Raw genomic sequence first — 20,059 nt, forward strand, 5'->3', positions numbered from 1 at the left:
CCCCTCACCCTTGGTACGTCAGGCCTGCTCGGCCGGCGCCTCGGCCGCGGGGGCCTCCTCGGCGGGGGCCTCCTCGGCGGGCGCCTCGGCGGCGGGGGCCTCGGCGGCGGCAGGGGCCTCCTCGGCCTTCTTCTCGCCCTCGATGAGGTCCTTCTCCCAAGCGGCCAGCGGCTGGTCGGCACCCGGCTCGGCCTTGGCGTCGCCCTTGGCGACACCGGCGCGGGACTTGAGGCCCTCGGCCACGGCGTCGGCGATCACGCGGGTCAGCAGGGTGACGGAGCGGATCGCGTCGTCGTTGCCCGGGATCTTGTAGTCGACCTCGTCCGGGTCACAGTTGGTGTCGAGGATGGCGACGACCGGGATGTTGAGCTTCCGGGCCTCGCCGACCGCGATGTGCTCCTTCTTGGTGTCCACGATCCAGACGGCGCTGGGAACGCGCTGCATGTCGCGGATACCGCCGAGGGTCTTCTCCAGCTTGTCGTGCTCGCGCTGGAGGACCAGGAGCTCCTTCTTGGTCAGGCCGGAACCGGCCACGTCCGAGAAGTCCAGCTCGCCGAGCTCCTTCAGGCGCTGGAGGCGCTTGTAGACGGTCGAGAAGTTGGTCAGCATGCCGCCGAGCCAGCGCTGGTTCACGTAGGGCATGCCCACGCGGGTGGCCTGCTCGGCGATGGCCTCCTGGGCCTGCTTCTTCGTGCCGACGAAGAGGACGCTGCCGCCGTGGGCAACGGTCTCCTTGATGAACTCGAAGGCGCGGTCGATGTAGTTCAGCGACTGCAGGAGGTCGATGATGTAGATGCCGTTGCGCTCGGTGATGATGAAGCGCTTCATCTTCGGGTTCCAGCGGCGGGTCTGGTGACCGAAGTGGACGCCGCTCTCCAGCAGCTCCCGCATCGTGACGACGGCCATTGCCGTGCTCCTTGGTGTTACGGCCCGGCGGCGGCACTGCCTCGCAGCGATAGCCCACAGCCGGGTCAGGCTCGGTTTGTCCGTGGCGGCCAGGTGACAGCCACGCCTGACGCCCCGAACGTGCCGAGCCGCTTGAACCCTCCCGGCCCGGGGGCCGGTCGAGCTCGGCGGACCGAGCGGCACTCGCACCTGGCGGGGCTGCGGACGAACCGCGTCCGACCGCCGGTGGCGGGGCGTGCGAAGTCGACCCGGCGGACCGGGTCGCGTGTGAAGTGTACGGGAAGCGCCGAGGCGCGAGCGACTCCACGAGTGGCCGGAGGCCCGCCGAAGGCCTGGGGGGAGCCCGGAGAACGGCCGGGGTGGGCGGGTTTCGGCGGGGGTGCGGCGGGGTCGGTGCGGGGCCGGGCCGGGGTCCACGGGCCGCTGCGAGGGCGGAGCCGGGAGCGGAGCCGGGAGCGGGCGTGCGGCAGGGCGCGGGGGTGGGGTGCGAGCGGGGGGCGGGAGTGCGAGCGGGGGCGGGTGCGATAGCGGGTGCGAGCTCGTCGACCGCCGGCTTCGGGGGGGCGGGTGCGGGCTCGGGTCCGGCGGCGGCCGGCACGCGGCCCGTCGGCGGCGGGCCGCTTCTACACCGGATGGTGGCGTTCGTACACCCGTCAGGGGGATGGCGGTCGGGCGTGAGGACGGTTTGTCCACAGGAATCCGAATGTGGGTGGCACCAGGGCGACCGGGCGGCGAGCCTGCGGGCATGACTGGTCGCGGGTGGTTCGGCGGGGTGTCCGTGGTGGTGAAGGTGATGACGGTGGTTCTCGTGCTCGCGCTCGGGCCGTCGGGGGCTTTTGGCGCCGTCGGCCTCTCGGGGGCTTCGGGCGCCGTCGGGGCGCCGGGACGCACGGGTGCGGCCGACCTCCCGGGCTCGGGCGGCGGGGCCGGGTGGGGTGGAGCGCGCGCCTGGCCGGTGGGCGGGCCGGGCGGGGTGCTGGGCCGCTTCGAGCCGCCGGCGAAGGTCTGGGCCGCCGGGCACCGGGGGGTGGACCTCGCCGCCGAGCCGGGGGTGGAGGTCCGGACGGCGGCTCCCGGAGTGGTCGCCTTCTCCGGACTGGTGGCAGGGCGGCCGGTGGTGACCGTCGCCCATCCCGGTTCGGGCTCTCCCCCACTACGGACCACCTACCTGCCCGTCACCGGCACCGTCCCGGTCGGCACCCCGGTGGCCGCCGGACAGCCGATCGGGCTGCTCGCTCCGGACGGGCGCCACTGCGCCGGGCGGGACTGCCTGCACTGGGGGCTGCTGCGCGGAAGCCGCTACTTGGACCCGCTGGCCCTGTTCGGCGCGGGCACGGCGCGACTACTGCCACTGGGAGGCACGGACGGGTAGAACCGGGGCCGAGGTCAGGCTCGGGACCGGGACGGGGCCAGGTTTCAGGCCCCGGGGTGGACGAGTCCGTGCAGCACCATCGCGACGGCGGCGTCGGCGATCTCCTCAGGGCTCTCGGTCGCACAGCCGGTGCGGCCTCCGGCCGTGGCCTGCTCGGCCCTGCGGGTCGCCGCCTCCACGACGCCCTGGACCAGGGCCGCGGCGAGCCGGGGCTGCGCGTGGCCGAGGTCCTCCAGCGTCCGGCCGACCAGACCGGCCAGCCTGCCGTGCGCGGCCCTGATCCGCTCGCGCGCGGCCTCGTCGAGCTCCAGTGCCGAGATCGCCACCACCGCCCGGTGCCGGGGGTCGGCAGCCAGCGCCAGCTGGCCGCGGACGTAGGCCTCGATCCGCTCGACGGCGGTGTCGCAGCTCTCCATCCCGGCCTCGATCTCGGCCGCCCAAAGCGGGAGGTCCACCTCGCAGAGCGCCTCGACCACGGCGGCGCGGGAGCGGAAGTACTCGTAGACCGAGGAGCGTGCCAGCCCGGTGCGCGTCGCGAGTGCGGGGAAGGTCAGGGCCTCCATGCCACCCTCAGTGAGCAGGATGCGGGCAGCATCGAGAAGCGCTGCGCGCTGGAGCTGGCGATGCTCGGCCACCGTGGCCGCTCGGATCTTCGGCACGCTCCCACTCTACGGAGCCATACCTCCGGCCGGTACGGCGCCGCGCATCGGGAAGATACCCGGGCCCCACGAGCGGCTTCCGGCGGCCAGGTGTCGACGCCCGGGTGCCGATGCCCTATCGGATGTCCGACAGCTTGGCGCGCAGCTGGAGGACGGACTTGGTGTGGATCTGGCTCACCCGGCTCTCCGTCACCCCCAGCACCTGTCCGATCTCGGCGAGGGTGAGGCCCTCGTAGTAGTAGAGCGTCACCACGGTCTTCTCCCGCTCGGGGAGGGTGTTGACCGCCTGGGCCAGCAGCCTGCGCAGTTCGCGGTCCTCGGCCACCTCGACCGGGTTGTCCGCGCCGTGGTCCTCCAGGGTGTCCATCAGGCTCAGCCGGTCGCCGCCCTCCCCCACCGGGTGCAACAGTTCGTCCAGCGCCACCACGTTGGCCAGCGACAGCTGGCTGAAGATGGCGTGCAGGTCCTCGATCGCGATGCCCATCTCGGCCGCGACCTCCGGCTCGTGAGGCGTCCGGCGCAGCCGGGCCTCCAGCGTCGCGTACGTCCGCTCGACCGCCTTCGCCTTCTGCCGTACCGAGCGCGGGATCCAGTCCAGGGCACGCAGCTCGTCGATGATCGCGCCGCGGATGCGGCTGATCGCATAGGTCTCGAACTTGATGGCACGGCCGATGTCGAACTTCTCGATCGCGTCGATCAGCCCGAAGACACCCGAGGAGACGAAGTCCGCCTGTTCCACGTTGGAGGGCAGACCGACCCCGACCCGCCCCGCCACGTACTTGACGAGCGGTGAGTAGTGCAGGATCAGCTGCTCGCGCAGCCGCTGGTCCCCGCTCTCCTTGTAGGAGCGCCAGAGTTCCTCGAGCGCGGTGCGGCCCTGGGCCGCGACCTCCCGGGCGCCCTGCCCCTGGCCTCCGTCCGCCGCCCTCTCCCCGCGGGGCGGCGACACCGGCGAGGCGAAGGCCGGGGAGACGGTGCTCCCGCCCGACGCACTGCCGGGCGACCGGGGCGCACCGGCCACTCCCGCGCCGGGGGGCACCCCGGCGGGTGCACCGGCGGGCGCGCCGGCGGAGCCTGCCGCGTCCCCGCCCTGGAGCGGCTCGGCCCCCCGGGCCACGTCCGTAGGCTGGGGCGCCACCGCCGGCCGCCCGCCCTGGCGCGACAGGCTTCCCATCGTCCCCGCCGACCTGGCCGGGAAGTCGGGCACGGGGCGCCTCTCGGTCCGCGGCCCTCCCGAGGACCGAGCGCCACCGGTCACTCTGTGTCCGGGAATGTGTGTGGGCATGCGTTGGTCTGCGCCGTTCTGCCGAGTCATGTGCTGATAGGGAAGGCATGTGGAGCGTAGCGTGACCAACTCACTGCAAAGCGCTACCGCCACCCGGTCGTCCCCCGATCCGGTGGCGTTCGCACACCGGATCCGGGCGACGAACAGGAGAACCGGATCGGCAGGTCAGCACGGCGGCTCCGACGTGCGTTCCCTCGACGCGGGCGCGTTCTCCGTTCCGGCGATCACCTCCTGCGCACCACGCGCCAGTGCGCGCCGTGCCGCTCCACGTAGCCGAGCGAGCCCAACTCGTAGAGCCGTTGAAGAACTTCGTCCGGCGGGAGACCGGACTGCCGGGCCAGTCGCTCGACCGGGGCGCCCTCCGGCGTCGCCGGTACGGCTTCCAGCACTCGGGCGACCGCCGGCTCCAGCAGGTCGCGCGGGAGCACCGGACCGCTGCGCTGCGGTGCCAGATCGTCCCCGATCGCCCCGATCAGCTCGGTGATCTCGGCCGCGTCGGTGACCAGGACGGCGGCGCCGCTGCGGATCAGGGCGTGCACCCCGGCGGAGAAGGCCGAGGTCACCGGGCCCGCGACGCCCATGGTGTGACGGTTGAGGTCCCGCGCCCGTCTGGCCGTACTCAGGGCGCCGCTGCGCACCGCGGCCTCGACCACCACCGTTCCCCGGGTGAGCGCCGCGATGACCCTGTTGCGCAGGACGAAGCGAAAGCGGTTCGGGTGCTCCCCGGGCGGGAGTTCACTGACCAGCAGACCCTGGACGCCGATCCGCCGGATCAGTTCGGCGTTGCCCTTGGGATAGGCCACGTCGACGCCGCAGGCGAGCACGGCGGCGGTCATTCCGCCGACCGCGAGTGCCCCGCGGTGTGCGGCCGCGTCGATCCCGTAGGCCGCTCCGGAGACCACCATCCAGCCGCGCTCGGCCAGTTGGGCCGACAGCTCCCCCGCGACGTGGGCGCCGTAGGCGGTGCAGGCCCGGGAGCCCACCAGCGCGACCGAGCGGAGCGCGAGCAGCCGCAGCGAGCCGGTACCCGCCACCCAGAGCCCGACCGGACGTCCGTCACCCAGGTCGTCGAGTTGGCTGGGCCACTCGGTGTCCCCCGGAATGATGAACCGTCCACCGACGTCCCGTACCCGTTTCAGGTCCATCTCCGGGTTCAGGCCCGGGAGCCGCGCCTGGTACCCGGCCAGTCGGGTGGCATCGAGTCCGGGATGGTCGGGCACCGTCCCGTCCCGGATCGCCTTGACCACGTCGACGGCGGAGAGTTGGCCGAGCCACCGGCCGACCACCGCGTCCCCCGGTTCGCTGAGCCGGCCGATCAGCACCCGGGCGAGGCGCTCGGGCTCGGGCCCGTCGTTGGTTGCGGCACCGGCCCCGGCCTCGGCCGCGCCGGGAATTCGAGGTTGCCTCAGCAGTTGGTTCATGCCTCACCCTTCTGGTTCCGCGAACGGTCGTCGAGCGCCCCGGACGCCCCGGGCGTCCCGGGCGTCGCGGACCAGCCGTCCTCCGGACTGTCGCGCTGCGCCGGGATTCCGCCGATCCGGCCGAGTGCCCGCTCGGCCAGCGGGAGTCCGTGCTCCACCCCGGTGCGCAGGACCAGCGCGGTGCGCACGTCCCGCTGGTCCGGCCGGTCGCGTCCGGCGAGGTCGGCGACCGTCCAGGCGACCCGGAGCACCCGGTCCAGGCCCCGGGCGGTCAGCAGCCCCCGCTCCAACTGCCGCGCGGCGTCGTTGAGCGCGCCGGGCCCGAGCTGCCAGCGGGTGCGCAGTTCGTGGCCCGGCACCTCCGCGTTGGTCCGCCACGGGGTGTCCGCCAATCTGGCCGCCGCCCGCTCACGCGCGGCCAGCACTCTGGCCGCGACGGTCTCGGTGGTCTCCGCCGTGATGTCCCGCTCCATGAGCTCGACCCTGGTCACCGGGGCCACCTGGACCTGGAGGTCGACCCGGTCCAGCAGCGGCCCGGAGAGCCGCCCCTGATAGCGGCTGACCATGGCCGGGGTGCACTCGCAGCCCTCGCCCCGCCGCGAGTACCGGCCGCACGGACAGGGGTTGGCCGCCAGGCAGAGCAGGAAGCGGGCCGGGAGCCGCAACGAGCCGGCCGAGCGGGCGATCACCACCTCGCCCGCTTCCAGCGGCTGGCGCAGCGCGTCGAGCACCCGGACCGGGAACTCCGGCGCCTCGTCCAGGAAGAGCACGCCCCGGTGGGCCAGCGAGACCGCTCCCGGTCTCGGCAGACCGCTGCCGCCGCCGACAATGGCCGGCATCGTCGTGGAGTGGTGCGGAGCACAGTAGGGCGCGGCGTCGATCAGTGGACGCCCGGCCGGGAGCAGCCCGGCCACCGAGTGGACGGCGGTGACCTCCAGTGCCTCCTTCTGGGTCAGCGGCGGGAGCAGCGCGGGCAGCCGCTCCGCCAGCATCGTCTTGCCCGCCCCCGGTGGGCCCTTCAAGTAGAGGTGGTGGCCTCCGGCGGCGGCGATCTCCAGGGCCCGCCGGGCCTCGTACTGACCGGCCACATCGGCCATGTCGAGCCGGGACGCCCGGTCGTCGGGCAGGCCCCGCACCCCCGCGCTGGGCAGCATCAGACCGGCCATCAGCGGATCCGGCCGGCCGCCGATCGGGTCGGGCGGCTCCTCCGGCGCCTCCGCGCCGGTCAGGGTGGCGACGAGCTGGCGCAGGCTGCGGACGCCGATCACCGTCACCCCGGGAACGAGCGAGGCCTCGGGCACGGTCTGCTCGGCGACCACGACCCGCTCGTACCCCGCGTCGGCGGCGGCCAGCACCGACGGCAGCACCCCCCTGACCGGCCGCACCCGGCCGTCCAGCCCCAGCTCTCCGATGATCAGCAGGTCGGCGATGGCGGCGGGGTCGAGCCGTTCCGCGGCGGCCAGCACGGCGCAGGCGACCGCGAGGTCGAAGCCGCTGCCGCTCTTGGGCACCGAGGCGGGGCTGAGGCCGACCGTCAGCTTGCGCTGCGGCCAGGCCTCGCCGCTGTTCACGACCGCGGCACGGACCCGGTCGCGGGCCTCGGTGAGCGCCTTGTCGGGCAGGCCGACCAGGGTGAACGCCGCCACCCCGGGCTCCAGATCGGCCTGGACCTCGACGATCACTCCGTCGACGCCGACCAGCGCGACGGAACAGGTACGGGCGAAGGCCATCTCAGACCACCCCCCGCAGGTGGTCGACCAGGGCCGCACCCCGCGCCCGGTTGACCACCGCGACCAGGTCGATCCGCACTCCGCCCGGTGGGGCGGGCGGCCATTGCGGATCGGTGGGCCCCGGGTCGTAGCCGGGCCCGGCCAAGTCGGCGAAGTGACCGGGCCAGCGCTCGGCCATCCAGCGCTCGGCCAGGCGCTGCAGTCGGGCCGCCTTGGCCCGGTCGATGGCCTCGGTGGGCTGCTGGAACCCCCGCTCGGAGCGGGTCTTCACCTCGCAGACCGCCACGGTGTCGCCGTCGAGGGCGACGATGTCCAGCTCGCCCTCGACGCAACGCCAGTTGCGGTCCAGGATGCGGAGCCCGGCCTCGGTGAGGCGGCGGGCGGCGACCCGCTCCCCGTAGCGGCCGAGCCCGTTCTTGGTGCTGCGTTCCGGGATCGCCCGCGGGGCCTGCACGGCTTCGGCCGTGTCCGGTACGGCCTGGTCCTGCACGACGGTGTGCTGCATGGTGACCACCTCCGCCGAGGAGGCTGCACCAAGGCGCGCGCCGAGGCCCGGGAATTCCCTGTCCCTGTGGATAACCCGGGCCTGTGGACAACTTTTGTCACCCGCAGGAGTGAGAAGCCCCGTTCCTCCCGAAATCGGCTGGACAACGCGGGACGGAGTCGTTCAACGTCAGTTCCCGAAGCCGGACTCGTCCGAGGGCAGCTCCAGGTCGCTCTTCGCGAGTTCCTCGATGTTCACGTCCTTGAAGGTCAGCACCCGGACCTTGCGGACGAACCGGGCCGGCCGGTACATGTCCCAGACCCACGCATCCGCCATCGACACCTCGAAGAACACCTCGCCCTGGACCGAGTGCACCTGCAGCTCGTAGTCGTTGGTGAGGTAGAACCGTCGCTCGGTCTCGATCACGTACTTGAACAGGCCGACGACGTCCCGGTACTCCCGGTAGAGCTTGAGCTCCATCTCGGTCTCGTACTTCTCGAGATCTTCGGCACTCATCCAGGCGTCCCCTCAACTTGTCACGTCCACCCATTGTGGACCACCGCACCCACGGTCAGAGCCGTACCGGATCCACCGGCGGGCCCTCGGCCAGCAGCCGCTCCAGGAAGTCCGCCAGACCGGGCGGATAGACCGTCTCGGCGGTCCCCCTCAGTTCCTCGACCGTCCACCAGCGCGCCGCGAGCAACTGGGCGTGCTCGTCGGCGCCCATGCCCGAGTGGTCCAGCCCCGTCTCCGTGGTCCGGGCCAGGTGGAACCACTGCTCCTGCTCGTAGCGCTGCCCCTGAAAGGAGAACGACACCGTGCCGTACGCCACCAAGGGCCCCAGGTCCACACCCCGCAAGCCGGTCTCCTCGGCGAGCTCCCGCTCGGCGGCCCCGCGCACGTCCTCCCCCGGCTCCAAGCCGCCTCCGGGCGTGAACCACCACGTCTCGCCCGGGGTGGCCGGATCGGCCCCCAGGAAGAGGAGGATGCGGTCCAGCCCGTCCAGCAGCAGGATCCGCGCCGCCCTGCGGCGCCGTGCTGTCATGGCAGCGCTCCACGCTCCTTCCGTCCGCATCGGTGGCGCTACCGATCCTGCCACCCGACGCGGTCGTCCGGGGCGATGTTCGGCAGAGCGGCCCGCCGGGCGACGGTCCCGCTCAGGCGCCGCGCCCCCGGAACCGGCGGGCCAGACCCGCCACTCCGCCCACCACCGAGGTCACGAGGATCAGCGCCGCGCCCGCAACGGCGGCGGCGGCGAGGGGCCCCAGCGGCCCCGGCTTCGAGGCCTTCGGGCCCGCGAAGCCGTCGAAGTCCGTGACCCGGTCGAGCAGGCCCATGCGGCCGAAGGGCAGCACCGTGGCCTCGACCCTGGCCTCGACGGCCTCGGCCGGGACGGTCCCGTCGTCGACCTCCAGGTGGGTGCGGGAGTCGAGCGAACCCATCCGGTTGTCGCCGAGCAGGAACAGCCTGCCCTGCGGCACCGTCACGCTGAACGAAGCGCCCTGGCGGCCCTGCGTCGCGAGGTAGGGCTCGTCCACCGGCTGCCCGTTGACCGTCAGCCGGTAATCGGCCCCGGTGGTGGCGACGGTGTCCCCGCCGACCGCGACCACCCGCTTGACCATGAGCTCACCGCCCCAGGCCTGGTCCCGGAAGACCACCACGTCGCCCCGCCCGATGTCGCCGCCGCCGACCTTGCGGGCGAGCACGGTGTCGCCGGCGCGCAGGGTCGGGTGCATCGAGGCGGTGGGGATCTTGTACGGCCGGTAGTCGATCGCGATCAGGGTGAAGCCGCCGACCATCAGCACCAGCCCCAGCGCCAGGGCGACGCCCTGGAGCACCGCGGCGGCCCCGCGGCGCCCACAGGCGGGTACCGGAGGTCGGTCGACCGTCTGCTCCACGACACTGCTCATCGACACCGTCCACCTCTGGCCGACCGGAGAACACCACTGGCACGCCGGAGGCACGGGCGGAAAAGCCGACGGGCCGTGGCACGTCCGAGCAGATTACTCGTCGGTACCACGGCCCGCGCAAGAGCCGGGGCCAACCCTGCGGAACACGATCCGGTGGAGTTCAGGACTCCTTGCGGCGCTCCGCCCGACCCCGCACCCGACGGACCAGCGGGAGCAGGGCGACGGCCCCCACCGCACCGGCCACGGGGGGCGCCATCGGCGCGGCCGCCGCCAGGCCCTTCTGATCGAAGGTGTCCGGCACCGGCAGCGTGGACCAGTGGCTGATCGGCCAGGCCACCACGAACGCGCGCCCGATCACGTTGTCCACCGGGACGGTGCCGCCACCCGGCTGGTCCATGTGGAAACGGGAGTCCAGCGAGTTGGCGCGGTGGTCGCCCATCACCCAGATCCGGTCCTTGGGCACCTTGACCGGGCCGAAGGGGTGGTCGCCGCAGGGCGTGTTGCCCTGGTAGACGTACGGCTCGTTGAGGGCGACGCCGTTGACCTTGACCGGCCCCTCGCCCTCGCACTCGACGGTGTCCCCGCCGACCGCGATGACCCGCTTGATCAAGTCCTTCTCGTTGGCGGAGGGCATCAGACCGACGAAGCTGAGCACGTCCTGCACGCCCCGGAGGAAGGCGTTGCTGCTCTGCTGGGTCGGCTCGTCGTTCAGCCAGCCGCCCGGGTCGTGGAACACCACGACCTCACCGCGCTCGGGCTCGGCCCCGAACCACGGGGTCAGCTTGTCCACCAGGACGCGGTCGCCGACCTGCAGCGTGTTCTGCATCGATTCCGACGGAATGGAGAACGCCTGGACGAAGAACGTCTTGATCACCAGCGCGAGGATCAGCGCGATGCCGACCAGGATCGGCAGTTCCTTCCAGAACGAGCGCGGCTTGCGCGGCTTGGAGGGGGCCTCCGACTCCGATCCGTCCGCGGGCTCGGCCCCCGCGTGCGAGGAGCCCGGGGAGTCCTCCGAGCCGGCACCCTGCCCGTCAGCGGTCTGCGCCGCCGCGTCCTCGACCGAGGCCGAGGAGGCCGCGGACTCGGCGGACCGGTCCGCCCGACGACCTGGGCCCTCGGGCTCTCCGGCGCCTGATCGGGCGCCGATCACCAAATCCCCCACAACGTCTCCTCCCTGCTGTGCGGACGCCCGCGCGCCCGCGCTCAGAGTGCCGCACAGCGGGCACCACGCTCACCACGACCATGAACGCCTCAGGGCTGCCCACCGCGGACTCCCCCGACACCAGCACGGCCTCGGCACACGGCCGGGACCACTCCCGGCCGCACCTGCACTTCTCTATCACTCCCAGGCATCCGGCTCGCGGTCCCACACGCGAGGCCCGTCCGGTCGACGCCCGGCGCCGCTCACTCCGGAGGCCGCTCCGACCTGCGCGCGACGAACGGAAGGATGCCCAACACACCCATAACGAGCGGGGGTTCCGCAGGAACCGGCCCAACGCCCACCGACTCCGCGGCAGTTCCGCCGGCCTGCGGCATCCGGCCGAGAGAGGAGAGTGAACCTGGCACATCGAGTTGATGGAAACGGTCCAGCGGCCAGGCGATCACGAACGCGCGGCCGACCACGTCGCTCAACGGGACCGTTCCCTGGCCCGGATTGCCCATGTGGAAACGGGAGTCGGCGGAGACGTCCCGGTGGTCGCCCATGACCCACAGCCGTCCCTGCGGCACCTGCACCTTGAAGGTCTGCCGGGACGGCGGGTTGCCGGGCGCGAGGTAGGACTCCTCCACCGGACGACCGTTGACGCTGAGGCGCCCCTGTGCGTCGCAGCACTCGACTGTGTCCCCGCCGACGCCGATCACCCGCTTGATCAGGTCCTGCTCGTTGTCGGAGGGCAGCAGTCCGACGAAGGTCAGCACCTGCTTGGCCCCGCCCAGCACCGGGCCGTCGTCGGACGGCTTCCGGTCGCGCTCCAGCCAGCCGCCCGGGTCCTTGAACACCACGATGTCGCCGCGCTGCGGCTCACTGCCGAACCAGGGGGTCAGCTTGTCGACCAGTACCCGGTCCCCGATCTGGATGGTCTGCTCCATCGAGCCCGAGGGGATCACGAACACCTGGATCAGGAAGGTCTTCATCACGAGCGCCACCAGCAGGGCCACCAGGACGATCAGCGGCACCTCGCGCACCAGCGAGCGCTTGCGCCGACCGGCCGCCTTGCGGGCACCGCGACGGCGCTCGGCCCGGCCGCGTGTCGGCGGGGCACCGGTCGGCCCCGAGCCGGCCCCTCCGTCCTGCCCCGGTCCCGCGGTCGCCACTCCCCCGGCGGCCGGACGGTCGGCGAGCCGTCCCCTACCCCTGGTCCCCATGACCACCCGTCCCCGCAGTCGGGGCGAAGGCCGTGGGCCGCTCCAGGCCGGTCCAGCGCGAGAACGGGTAGACCACCCAGTCCGCCCTGCCGATCACCTTCGCCTCGGGTACGAAGCCGCCGCCGGGCTCGCCGAGGTGGTCACGGGAGTCCCGGGAGGCGCTGCGGTGGTCACCCATCACCCACAGCTTGCCGGCGGGCACGACGATGTCGAAGGCCACGCTCGACGGGTCGTCGCCCGGGGCCAGGTAGGAGGTCTCGTCGATCGGCACGCCGTTGACGGTGATCGGCGCACCCGGGCCGGTGCTGGTCACCCGGTCCCCGCCGACGCCGATCACGCGCTTGACGTAGACGGTGTTCCCGGCCGGGGCCAGACCGAGGTCCTGGGCGAACGAGCGCAGGCCGTCCCAGAAGCCGGGCGGCTTCGCCGACTCCCGGAGGAAGGAGCCCGTCCCGTCGAAGACCACGACGTCGCCCCGGCCGGGGTGGCCGCCGAAGGCGTAGGCGAGCTGGTTCGCGACCAGCCGGTCGCCCGGGCGCAGGGTCTCCTCCATCGACCCGGAGGGCACCGAGAACGGACGCGCGACGAAGGCGTTCACCAGCAGCAGGGCCGTCAGGCAGATCCCGGCGACCAGCAGCAGGTCGCGCGAACGCGAGTGCCCCGGCTCCTCGTCCTGCTCCGGGCCGTCGTCTCCGCAGTCGCCCGTCCGCTCCCCGACGCGTTCAGGGCCCTCGGCCTGCTCCGGTACCTCAGTGCGCTCCGGTACCTCGGCGTGCTCCGGCCCGCCGGTGGCCGCCGGCCTGTCGGTGGCCACTGGGCCACCGACAGCCTCCGGGCCGTCGACACCATCCGCCGCGGCACCCCCGTCGTCGTCGACCCTGGCGGAACCGCTCCCGGAAACGACCGCGGACCGCGACAGCGAGTCCGCACCGGTGGGTGCGGGACTGCCGTCGCGGTCCGCGGGTGGTTCGTGCGTGCTCATCGGGGGGTGAGCTTACCTTGCGGCCGTTCGCCCCCCTCGGAGCGTTCCGATCCCCGGCGAGGCCGGGGGCCGGTGGATCAGCGGTCGCGCTTCTCCTTGATCTTCGCGGCCTTGCCGCGGAGGTCACGCAGGTAGTACAGCTTGGCGCGGCGAACCGCACCGCGGGTCACGACCTCGATCTTCTCGACGACCGGGGTGTGCACCGGGAAGGTGCGCTCCACGCCGACGTTGAAGCTGACCTTGCGGACGGTGAAGGTCTCACCGATACCGGCGCCGTGGCGGCGGATGACGACGCCCTGGAAGACCTGGACACGGGAGCGGTTGCCCTCGATGACCCGGACGTGAACCTTCAGGGTGTCACCGGCGCGGAAGGCCGGAATGTCGCTACGCAGCGAGGCCGCGTCGACAGCAGCGAGCTTGTTGCTCATGTTGCTCTCCATCGCAGGCGCCACGGGCCGCCCACGGAAAATCGTCACAATGGGGTTTGCTGCGGGCCGCATCGGCTGACGACGATCCCCCCGTGGCGAGGGCGCCGGTCCACGTGTCCCCTACGGAAGGGAACCAGCGACAGACAACAGCCGCCTATTCTTCCACATCACCGGCCACGGACCGAAATCGGCCGAGCCGCTCGTCCCAGGCCAGGCCGAGGATGCTCAGCGCCTCCCGCTCCTTCTTGTCGAAGGCTCCGTACTGCCAGCGCTCGACCAGGTCGGGCCGGTTCGCCAGGGTCCGGGCGAAGGCCTGCTCGCGGCGCCAGCGGGCGATCCTGCCGTGGTTGCCGCTGAGCAGCACGTCCGGCACCGTCCGGCCGCGCCACTCGGCGGGCTTGGTGTAGACCGGGCCCTCCAGCAGGTCGGCCATCGCGCCCGGCGCGAAGGAGTCGTCGCGGTGGGACTCGGCGTTGCCGAGCACCCCCGGCAGCAGCCGGGCGATCGCCTCGACCATCACCAGCACGGCGACCTCGCCGCCGGCCAGCACGTAGTCGCCGATCGAGGCCTCGACCACCGGCATCCGGGTGGCCGCTTCCTCGATCACCCGGCGGTCGATGCCCTCGTACCGGGCGGGGGTGAAGGCCAGCCACGGGCGCCCGGCCAGTTCCTGGGCGAGCTCCTGGGTGAACGGTCGTCCGCTCGGCGTCGGGACGATCAGGGTGGGCACCTGCCCCTCGGGGCCGCCGGCGATCACCGCGTCCAGCGCCTCGCCCCACGGCTCGGGCTTCATCACCATGCCGGGGCCGCCGCCGTACGGGCTGTCGTCGACCGTGCGGTGCACGTCGTGGGTCCACTCGCGCAGGTCGTGGACGTGCACGTCCAGCTGGCCGCGGGCGCGGGCCTTGCCGACCAGCGAGACGTCCAACGGCTCCAGGTACTCGGGGAAGATCGTGACGACGTCGATCCGCATGCCGCTCCGCGCGCCGCCGGACACGGCGCCGTCGGCCCCGGCGCCGCTCGTGGCCGCACCGCTCGACACGGCGCCGCCGGCCGCCGGAACGTCCGCCCCGGTGTTCTCCTCCGCGGTCACTGCGACTCCTCCGAGCCCTTGGCGCCGTCGGCACCCTCAGCGGTCTCAGCGCCATCGGCCGAGGAGGTCCCCGCGACGTCGGCCCGCTCCGGATCGATCAGCCCGGGCGGCGGGGTGATCACGGCGCGCTGGTTCTCCAGATCGATGGTCGGCACGATCTGGCTGACGAAGGGCACCAGCACCTCCGTCCCGTCGGCCTTCTCGACCGTGAGCAGGTCCTGGTAGGGCAGGTGGAGGACCTCGGTCAGCTCGCCGACCAGGGTGCCGTCCAGCAGCACCACGTCCAGGCCGATCAGCTGGTGGTCGTAGTACTCCTCCGGGTCCTCGGGGCTCTCCTCCGGGTCGACCTCGGAGATGAGCACGGTGCCGCGGAGGGCCTCGGCCGCGTTGCGGTCCTTGACGCCGGCGAAGCGCAGCAGCAGCCGGCCGCTGTGCACCCGGCCCGACTCGACGGTCAGCGGCCCGACCGACGCGGGGTCGGTGAGCACGACGGCACCGGGGCCGAGCCGGAGTTCCGGCTCGTCGGTGCGGACCTCGACACTGACGTCCCCCCTGATGCCGTGGGCACGGCCGATCCTGCCGACGACGAGCTGCACGGTGATCGTTCTCCTGGAGTTCCTGAGCCGAAACGAAAAGCGACGGCGACGGGCTGCGAAGCGATGATGCGAGGGAATGCGGAGGGAAATGCGAAAAGGCCGACCGGGACGACATGCGTCCCGGTCGGCCTCACAAGCCCTGACGGCTGAACGAGCAGCAGCGTCAGCGAATGTTGTCCACGTCGACCAGGTCGACCCGGACGTTGCGACCGCCGAGGGCGCCGACCACGGTGCGCAGCGCGCGCGCCGTACGGCCGCCCCGGCCGATCACCTTGCCGAGGTCATCGGGGTGCACTCGCACCTCGATGGTGTTACCCCGACGCAGGTTGCGCGAACGCACCTGCACCTCGTCGGGGTGCTCGACGATGCCCTTCACCAGGTGGTCGAGGGCGTCCTCGATCACGATCAGGCCTCGGCGGCGGCGTCGGCCTCGGCCTCGGCCTTGTCCGACTTCTTGGCCTTCGGGGTGATGGCAACACCGGTGGTGGCGTCCTCGAAGCCGGCAACGGCCTTCGCGAACAGGTGCGAGAAGTCCTCGACCTTCGGCTCGGCGACCTTCAGCGGCGCCGGGGCCGGCAGGCCCTTGAACTTCTGCCAGTCGCCGGTCAGCTTCAGGATGGCGAGCACCGGCTCGGTCGGCTGGGCGCCGACGGACAGCCAGTACTGGGCGCGGTCGCTGTCGACCTCGATCTTCGAGGGGTTGTAGGTCGGCTGGTAGATGCCGATCTCCTCGATCGCGCGGCCGTCACGCTTGGTGCGGGCGTCGGCGACGACGATGCGGTAGTGCGGGGAGCGAATCTTGCCGAGACGCTTGAGCTTGATCTTGACTGCCACGGGAGTGGATTCTCCTGGTGTTGACGTGGGTGAGCGGGCTCGCCATCGCGTGGGGTTGCGCGGCGGACCGTTCAAGGGACACGCCAGCCGTAGGAGAGAGGGGTCCTGCTCGGCTGCCGAGTACTCAGCTGTCCATTCTGCCACATCGGCGAGAACCGCCTGCACGCGGGACCGGGCACCCGGTCAGGGCTCGACCGGGAGCCCCCGCTCCCGGTCCAACCCGAAGACGTCACCGCTGTCCTGCTGTACCGCTCACTCGGTACCGCTCACTCTGCCTGCTCAGGGCCGCCCAGGGCCGCCCAGTGTCGCTCAGTGCCGCTCATTCCGGCCGGACCGCTGCCCGCACAGCAGCCCGCCGGGACGTCGAACGACTAAGCGATCTTGAACGGCTGCTGGCACGCGCCGCAGACGATGGACGCCTGCGCGAGCACCGACGGAACGACCCGGACGTTGCGCCCGCAGCCGCAGACCGCCTTGACCCGCACGCCGCCCCCGGAGGAGCCGTGCCGGGCCGCCGGGCCGCGGAAGGCGCGCGTCGCGCCGTCGCCGGCCACCGCCTCCTGGTGCGCCCCGAGGGCACGGTCCAGGCGCTCGATGGTCTCGGTGTACCGCTCCTGCGTCTCCTTGAGCATGGTCACCTGGGAGAAGCCGCTGCTCGCGTGCGGCTCGACCGGGTGCGCCAGGCCCAGCTCGGAAGCGAGCATCAGGAAGCGCCGGTTGTGGTAGCGGCCGGCCCGCGAGGTGTCCCGGATGTCCCGGGCCGCGGCCAGACCGTGGGCGGCCTCGTGCAGGAGTCGCTCGAAACCGAGCCGTGTCCCGCAGGCCGAGGAGGACTCTCCGATCAACGCCTCGGGCGAGGCGAGGTCGGGGAGGTCCTGGTGGTAGGCCTGGATGTCACTCCAGGCGGCGGCCAGTTCGGCCGCGAGAACGAGGGGCTGTGTCGTGCTCACGCTAGACCAACGATGGAGTGCGAGCCGATGTTCCGCATGTTCTCGTTCCCGGGGAATTCACAGGGAACTCCCAGGAATGCAAGGCCGCGCGCGAATTGCGCGTTCCGGATCTGACGCAAGACCAACCCCCTGCCGGTTTCGGCCCGTCGCGAGGTCGGCGGGCCTGCTGAATTTCCGTCCGGGGAGCGGGCTGTCGCCACCCAGGACGTACGGCCCGTGGGCCTGCCGGATTGACAGGGCCACGGGCCGTACACCGTACCGCTATTCCGTTAATACCGGGAGTTGACCGGCCAGTAGGGATGTCCACCGCGGTGACGCACCGGAGGAGTTACCGGATTCTTACCCTTCCGCATTCCGGGCAAATGTCGCCGCTGTCGGTCATTACCAGCGGACGACGGACGTCCGGCGGACATCAACAGGACATCCACCGAACACCGAACACCCGTCGGGGCGCACCCGTGACGGCCGCGCGCCCGGGACGGACGCACGCCCGGGACGGGCGCGCCCCCGGAGCGGACGCGGACCCGGGACAAGCGCACCCCGGACGGACAAGCGGGCCCCGGACGGACGTCAGTACGCCCGGGCGACGATCGCGATGTTGCCCTCCTGGTCGTCCGCCGCCGGCACCGAGCCGTCGGCCGCGACGATGCAGCGCACCGTGACGCCCTGCTCGGCCAGCTTGGCCTCGCCCTCCGCGCCGAGCTCGGCCCAGGAGATCCGGCCCCAGCCGGTCGCGGCGGCCTCGACGGCCTCGTCGATGGTCTTGACGTCGACCGTGCGGGACTCGCGGCGCTCGCGGGACTGGCGCAGCAGCAGCGCCTGGTCCTCCTCCAGCACGCCCGGGACCAGCGCGACGAGGGAGTCGATGGAGACCGGCTCCTTGCCGCCCGGGATGCGGCGGGCCAGCATCGCGGTGCCGTTCTCCAGGTCGCGCGGGCCGACCTCGATGCGCAGCGGAACGCCCTTGAGCTCCCAGTCGACGGCGCGGCGGCCGAACGGGGTGTCGGTGCGGTCGTCGACCACGACCCGGACGCCGGCGGCCTCCAGCTGGGCGCCGATCTCGCGGACCTTGGCGATGACCGCGTCGTCGCCCTTGATGGCCAGCACGACGGCCTGGACGGCAGCCAGGCGCGGGGGCACCCGCAGGCCGTTGTCGTCGCCGTGGGACATGATCAGACCGCCGACCATGCGGGTCGAGACGCCCCAGGACGTCTGCCAGACGTACTCGCGCTCGGCGCCCTGCAGCTGGTAGGTGGTGTTGAACGCCTTGGCGAAGTTCTGGCCCAGCTCGTGGCTGGTGCCCATCTGCAGGGCCTTGCCGTCGCCCATCATGGCCTCGAGGGTGAGGGTGTTGATGGCGCCGGCGAAGCGCTCCTTGGCGGTCTTGCGGCCGAGCACGACGTCGATGCCGAGCACGTTGGTCATGAAGTCGCCGTAGACCTGGGTGTGGATCATCGACGCGTAGGCGCGGGCGTCCTCGTAGGTGGCGTGGGCGGTGTGGCCCTCCTGCCAGAGGAACTCGGTGGTGCGCAGGAAGACGCGCGGGCGCAGCTCCCAGCGGACCACGTTGGCCCACTGGTTGATCAGCAGGGGCAGGTCCCGGTGGCTCTGCACCCACTTCGAGAAGTACTCGTTGATGATCGTCTCGGAGGTCGGCCGGACGACGACCGGCTCCTCCAGCTGCTTGCCGCCGCCGTGGGTGACCACCGCGAGTTCGGGGGCGAAGCCCTCGACGTGCTCGGCTTCCTTGGTCAGGTAGGACTGCGGGATGAACATCGGGAAGTAGGCGTTCTGCGCGCCGGCCTTCTTGATCCGCGCGTCCATCTCCTGCTGCATCCGCTCCCACAGGCCGTAGCCGTACGGTCGGATGACCATGGTGCCGCGCACCGGACCGTTGTCGGCCAGCTCGGCCTTGTTGATGAGGTCCTGGTACCAGCGCGGGAAGTCTTCCGCCTGAGGGGTGAGAACGGGTGCCTTAGCCATGGGGCGAATGGTACGGGGCCCGGGGCCCCGGTTTCGAATCGGTATCACCGGACGGGGGCGCACCACCGCGACACGCGCGCACCACCCTGCACCCCTCTGGACGCCGGGCCCGACCCGCTGTTCGCTGGTGTGGGGCGGGACTTTGGGGGAGCCGTAGCAGCACACCGAAGGACCGGATGGGAGGCCGCCGTGGCTTCAGCTCGGACGACCGGCACGACCGCACGACCGACGGGCGCACGCCCGCACCACCCGCGGACCGGGGCCGCCCGCCCCGCGCGGGCGCGCGACTGGGCGGAGATCCAGGAACGCATGCTGGTGCCGCTCTACGAGGCGGTCTACGACCGGCTGGAGGTCGGCCCGGCGAGCAGTGTGCTGGGCCTGGGCTGCCGGTCCGGGCTGGCCCTGCTGCTCGCCGCCGGGCGGGGTGCCCAGGTCGCCGGGCAGGAGCCGCGGGAGGAGCTGCGCGAGCTGGCCCACGACCGTCGGCTGCGGGTGTGCGCGGGGGCTCGGACAGCGTCCGCCGTCCCCCGCTCGGCCCATTCGCTGGTGACGGTTTTCGAGCAGCTGCCCGGTGCCGCCGGGTCCGGCCCGGTGGTCGCCGAGGCCGCCCGGCTCACTCTCCCGGGCGGGCACGTGGTGCTGGCCGCCTGGGGCCCGCCGGAGCGCTGCGAGAGCGCCGCGGTGCTGGACGTGGCCCGGCGGATGGCGGGCCGGACCACCGCGCGGGACCCGTTCGAGCTGAGCGCGCCGGGCGCCCTGGAGGACCTGCTCGCCCCGGCCGGCCTGCGCCCGGCCGGCAGCGGCCGGGTGAGCTGCCCGTTCGCGTACGCCGACCTCGACAGCGCCGTTCGCGGCCTGCTCTCCACCGGTCTGTTCGATCCGGCCGAGGAGTTCTCCGGCGCCTCGCTGGTGGCCAAGGAGCTGGAGGAGGCGCTCCAGCCGCATCTGCGCGCGGACGGCACGGTGCGGATGGAGAACCTGTTCCGCTACCTGGTCGCCGAGCGGCCGCGCTAACAGGGGCGGGGAGACGAAAAACCGGGGGCGCTCGCCACTCTGGCG

General features: G+C 72.6%; 21 protein-coding genes. 2 read left to right on the forward strand and 19 right to left on the reverse strand.

Features of this window, described 5'->3' with window-relative positions; genetic code table 11:
- Window positions 1-18: 18 nt before the first annotated feature.
- Window positions 19-906: a 30S ribosomal protein S2 gene (gene rpsB, locus ACWGJO_RS28275; protein WP_452187981.1), complete on the reverse strand. Its 888-nt coding sequence runs from the start codon at window positions 904-906 to the stop codon at window positions 19-21.
- A gap of 745 nt (window positions 907-1,651) precedes the next feature.
- On the opposite strand from rpsB, the gene ACWGJO_RS28280 reads away from it, so the two are divergent.
- A complete protein-coding gene (locus ACWGJO_RS28280) occupies window positions 1,652-2,278 on the forward strand; it encodes a peptidoglycan DD-metalloendopeptidase family protein (protein ID WP_452187983.1) in 627 nt (208 codons plus the stop codon).
- A 44-nt stretch (window positions 2,279-2,322) separates the two neighbouring features.
- On the opposite strand, the gene ACWGJO_RS28285 is transcribed toward ACWGJO_RS28280, so the two are convergent.
- The 18 genes from ACWGJO_RS28285 to proS form a co-directional block, all read right to left on the reverse strand.
- Complete coding sequence (locus ACWGJO_RS28285) at window positions 2,323-2,913, reverse strand: TetR/AcrR family transcriptional regulator (protein ID WP_452188014.1); 591 nt, start codon at window positions 2,911-2,913, stop codon at window positions 2,323-2,325.
- A 139-nt stretch (window positions 2,914-3,052) separates the two neighbouring features.
- Entirely contained in the window at window positions 3,053-3,886 is an 834-nt protein-coding gene (gene whiG / locus ACWGJO_RS28290) for an RNA polymerase sigma factor WhiG (protein WP_452188016.1), read from the reverse strand.
- Window positions 3,887-4,446: 560 nt separating this feature from the next.
- The gene (gene dprA, locus ACWGJO_RS28295; RefSeq protein ID WP_387736617.1) at window positions 4,447-5,643 is read right to left on the reverse strand and encodes a DNA-processing protein DprA; all 1,197 of its coding nucleotides are present in this window, start codon (window positions 5,641-5,643) and stop codon (window positions 4,447-4,449) included.
- On the reverse strand, window positions 5,640-7,373 hold the full coding sequence (locus tag ACWGJO_RS28300) for a YifB family Mg chelatase-like AAA ATPase (RefSeq protein WP_452187985.1): 1,734 nt from the start codon (window positions 7,371-7,373) through the stop codon (window positions 5,640-5,642). The genes dprA and ACWGJO_RS28300 overlap by 4 nt, the downstream gene beginning before the upstream one ends.
- A gap of 1 nt (window position 7,374) precedes the next feature.
- Window positions 7,375-7,878 carry a YraN family protein gene (locus tag ACWGJO_RS28305; RefSeq protein WP_452187987.1) on the reverse strand — a complete coding sequence of 168 codons (504 nt, stop codon included), beginning with the start codon at window positions 7,876-7,878 and terminating at the stop codon, window positions 7,375-7,377.
- Window positions 7,879-8,046: 168 nt separating this feature from the next.
- Window positions 8,047-8,373, reverse strand: a complete 327-nt coding sequence (locus ACWGJO_RS28310) for a DUF2469 domain-containing protein (protein WP_030056781.1) — start codon at window positions 8,371-8,373, stop codon at window positions 8,047-8,049.
- Window positions 8,374-8,428: 55 nt separating this feature from the next.
- On the reverse strand, window positions 8,429-8,902 hold the full coding sequence (locus ACWGJO_RS28315) for an NUDIX hydrolase (protein WP_380543377.1): 474 nt from the start codon (window positions 8,900-8,902) through the stop codon (window positions 8,429-8,431).
- Window positions 8,903-9,014: 112 nt separating this feature from the next.
- Window positions 9,015-9,767 (reverse strand): signal peptidase I, encoded by a 753-nt coding sequence (gene lepB, locus ACWGJO_RS28320; RefSeq protein WP_452187989.1) that lies wholly within the window; start codon window positions 9,765-9,767, stop codon window positions 9,015-9,017.
- Between the two features lie 160 nt (window positions 9,768-9,927).
- Window positions 9,928-10,932 (reverse strand): signal peptidase I, encoded by a 1,005-nt coding sequence (gene lepB, locus ACWGJO_RS28325; protein WP_452187991.1) that lies wholly within the window; start codon window positions 10,930-10,932, stop codon window positions 9,928-9,930.
- Window positions 10,933-11,174: 242 nt separating this feature from the next.
- Complete coding sequence (lepB, locus tag ACWGJO_RS28330; RefSeq protein ID WP_452187993.1) at window positions 11,175-12,134, reverse strand: signal peptidase I; 960 nt, start codon at window positions 12,132-12,134, stop codon at window positions 11,175-11,177.
- Complete coding sequence (gene lepB, locus ACWGJO_RS28335) at window positions 12,118-12,948, reverse strand: signal peptidase I (protein ID WP_452187995.1); 831 nt, start codon at window positions 12,946-12,948, stop codon at window positions 12,118-12,120. Before lepB (ACWGJO_RS28335) ends, lepB (ACWGJO_RS28330) begins: the two co-directional genes overlap by 17 nt.
- A gap of 245 nt (window positions 12,949-13,193) precedes the next feature.
- Window positions 13,194-13,544 (reverse strand): 50S ribosomal protein L19, encoded by a 351-nt coding sequence (rplS, locus tag ACWGJO_RS28340; protein WP_030306736.1) that lies wholly within the window; start codon window positions 13,542-13,544, stop codon window positions 13,194-13,196.
- A gap of 154 nt (window positions 13,545-13,698) precedes the next feature.
- Window positions 13,699-14,517: a tRNA (guanosine(37)-N1)-methyltransferase TrmD gene (gene trmD / locus ACWGJO_RS28345; RefSeq protein ID WP_359900684.1), complete on the reverse strand. Its 819-nt coding sequence runs from the start codon at window positions 14,515-14,517 to the stop codon at window positions 13,699-13,701.
- Window positions 14,518-14,633: 116 nt separating this feature from the next.
- Window positions 14,634-15,233, reverse strand: coding sequence for a ribosome maturation factor RimM (gene rimM, locus ACWGJO_RS28350; protein WP_452187997.1), 600 nt, complete (start codon window positions 15,231-15,233; stop codon window positions 14,634-14,636).
- A 163-nt stretch (window positions 15,234-15,396) separates the two neighbouring features.
- Window positions 15,397-15,636, reverse strand: coding sequence for an RNA-binding protein (locus ACWGJO_RS28355; RefSeq protein ID WP_030056773.1), 240 nt, complete (start codon window positions 15,634-15,636; stop codon window positions 15,397-15,399).
- A gap of 2 nt (window positions 15,637-15,638) precedes the next feature.
- On the reverse strand, window positions 15,639-16,067 hold the full coding sequence (rpsP, locus tag ACWGJO_RS28360) for a 30S ribosomal protein S16 (protein WP_045700219.1): 429 nt from the start codon (window positions 16,065-16,067) through the stop codon (window positions 15,639-15,641).
- A 371-nt stretch (window positions 16,068-16,438) separates the two neighbouring features.
- Entirely contained in the window at window positions 16,439-17,017 is a 579-nt protein-coding gene (locus tag ACWGJO_RS28365; protein WP_380543395.1) for a hypothetical protein, read from the reverse strand.
- Between the two features lie 570 nt (window positions 17,018-17,587).
- On the reverse strand, window positions 17,588-19,000 hold the full coding sequence (proS, locus tag ACWGJO_RS28370; RefSeq protein ID WP_452188000.1) for a proline--tRNA ligase: 1,413 nt from the start codon (window positions 18,998-19,000) through the stop codon (window positions 17,588-17,590).
- 189 nt (window positions 19,001-19,189) lie between these two features.
- Between proS and ACWGJO_RS28375 the strand changes: the two genes are divergently transcribed.
- Window positions 19,190-20,014, forward strand: coding sequence for a class I SAM-dependent methyltransferase (locus tag ACWGJO_RS28375; protein ID WP_387736623.1), 825 nt, complete (start codon window positions 19,190-19,192; stop codon window positions 20,012-20,014).
- Window positions 20,015-20,059: the final 45 nt, after the last annotated feature.

This window comes from Kitasatospora sp. NPDC054795 (assembly GCF_053611565.1).

Bases quoted from the DNA above. Each gene is read 5' to 3' on its own strand.
- rpsB (WP_452187981.1), bottom strand. From the start codon at position 906: ATGGCCGTCGTCACGATGCGGGAGCTGCTGGAGAGCGGCGTCCACTTC.
- ACWGJO_RS28280 (WP_452187983.1), top strand. From the start codon at position 1,652: ATGACTGGTCGCGGGTGGTTCGGCGGGGTGTCCGTGGTGGTGAAGGTG.
- dprA (WP_387736617.1), bottom strand. From the start codon at position 5,643: ATGAACCAACTGCTGAGGCAACCTCGAATTCCCGGCGCGGCCGAGGCC.
- ACWGJO_RS28300 (WP_452187985.1), bottom strand. From the start codon at position 7,373: ATGGCCTTCGCCCGTACCTGTTCCGTCGCGCTGGTCGGCGTCGACGGA.
- ACWGJO_RS28305 (WP_452187987.1), bottom strand. From the start codon at position 7,878: ATGCAGCACACCGTCGTGCAGGACCAGGCCGTACCGGACACGGCCGAA.
- ACWGJO_RS28310 (WP_030056781.1), bottom strand. From the start codon at position 8,373: ATGAGTGCCGAAGATCTCGAGAAGTACGAGACCGAGATGGAGCTCAAG.
- ACWGJO_RS28315 (WP_380543377.1), bottom strand. From the start codon at position 8,902: ATGACAGCACGGCGCCGCAGGGCGGCGCGGATCCTGCTGCTGGACGGG.
- lepB (WP_452187989.1), bottom strand. From the start codon at position 9,767: ATGAGCAGTGTCGTGGAGCAGACGGTCGACCGACCTCCGGTACCCGCC.
- lepB (WP_452187993.1), bottom strand. From the start codon at position 12,134: ATGGGGACCAGGGGTAGGGGACGGCTCGCCGACCGTCCGGCCGCCGGG.
- rplS (WP_030306736.1), bottom strand. From the start codon at position 13,544: ATGAGCAACAAGCTCGCTGCTGTCGACGCGGCCTCGCTGCGTAGCGAC.
- trmD (WP_359900684.1), bottom strand. From the start codon at position 14,517: ATGCGGATCGACGTCGTCACGATCTTCCCCGAGTACCTGGAGCCGTTG.
- proS (WP_452188000.1), bottom strand. From the start codon at position 19,000: ATGGCTAAGGCACCCGTTCTCACCCCTCAGGCGGAAGACTTCCCGCGC.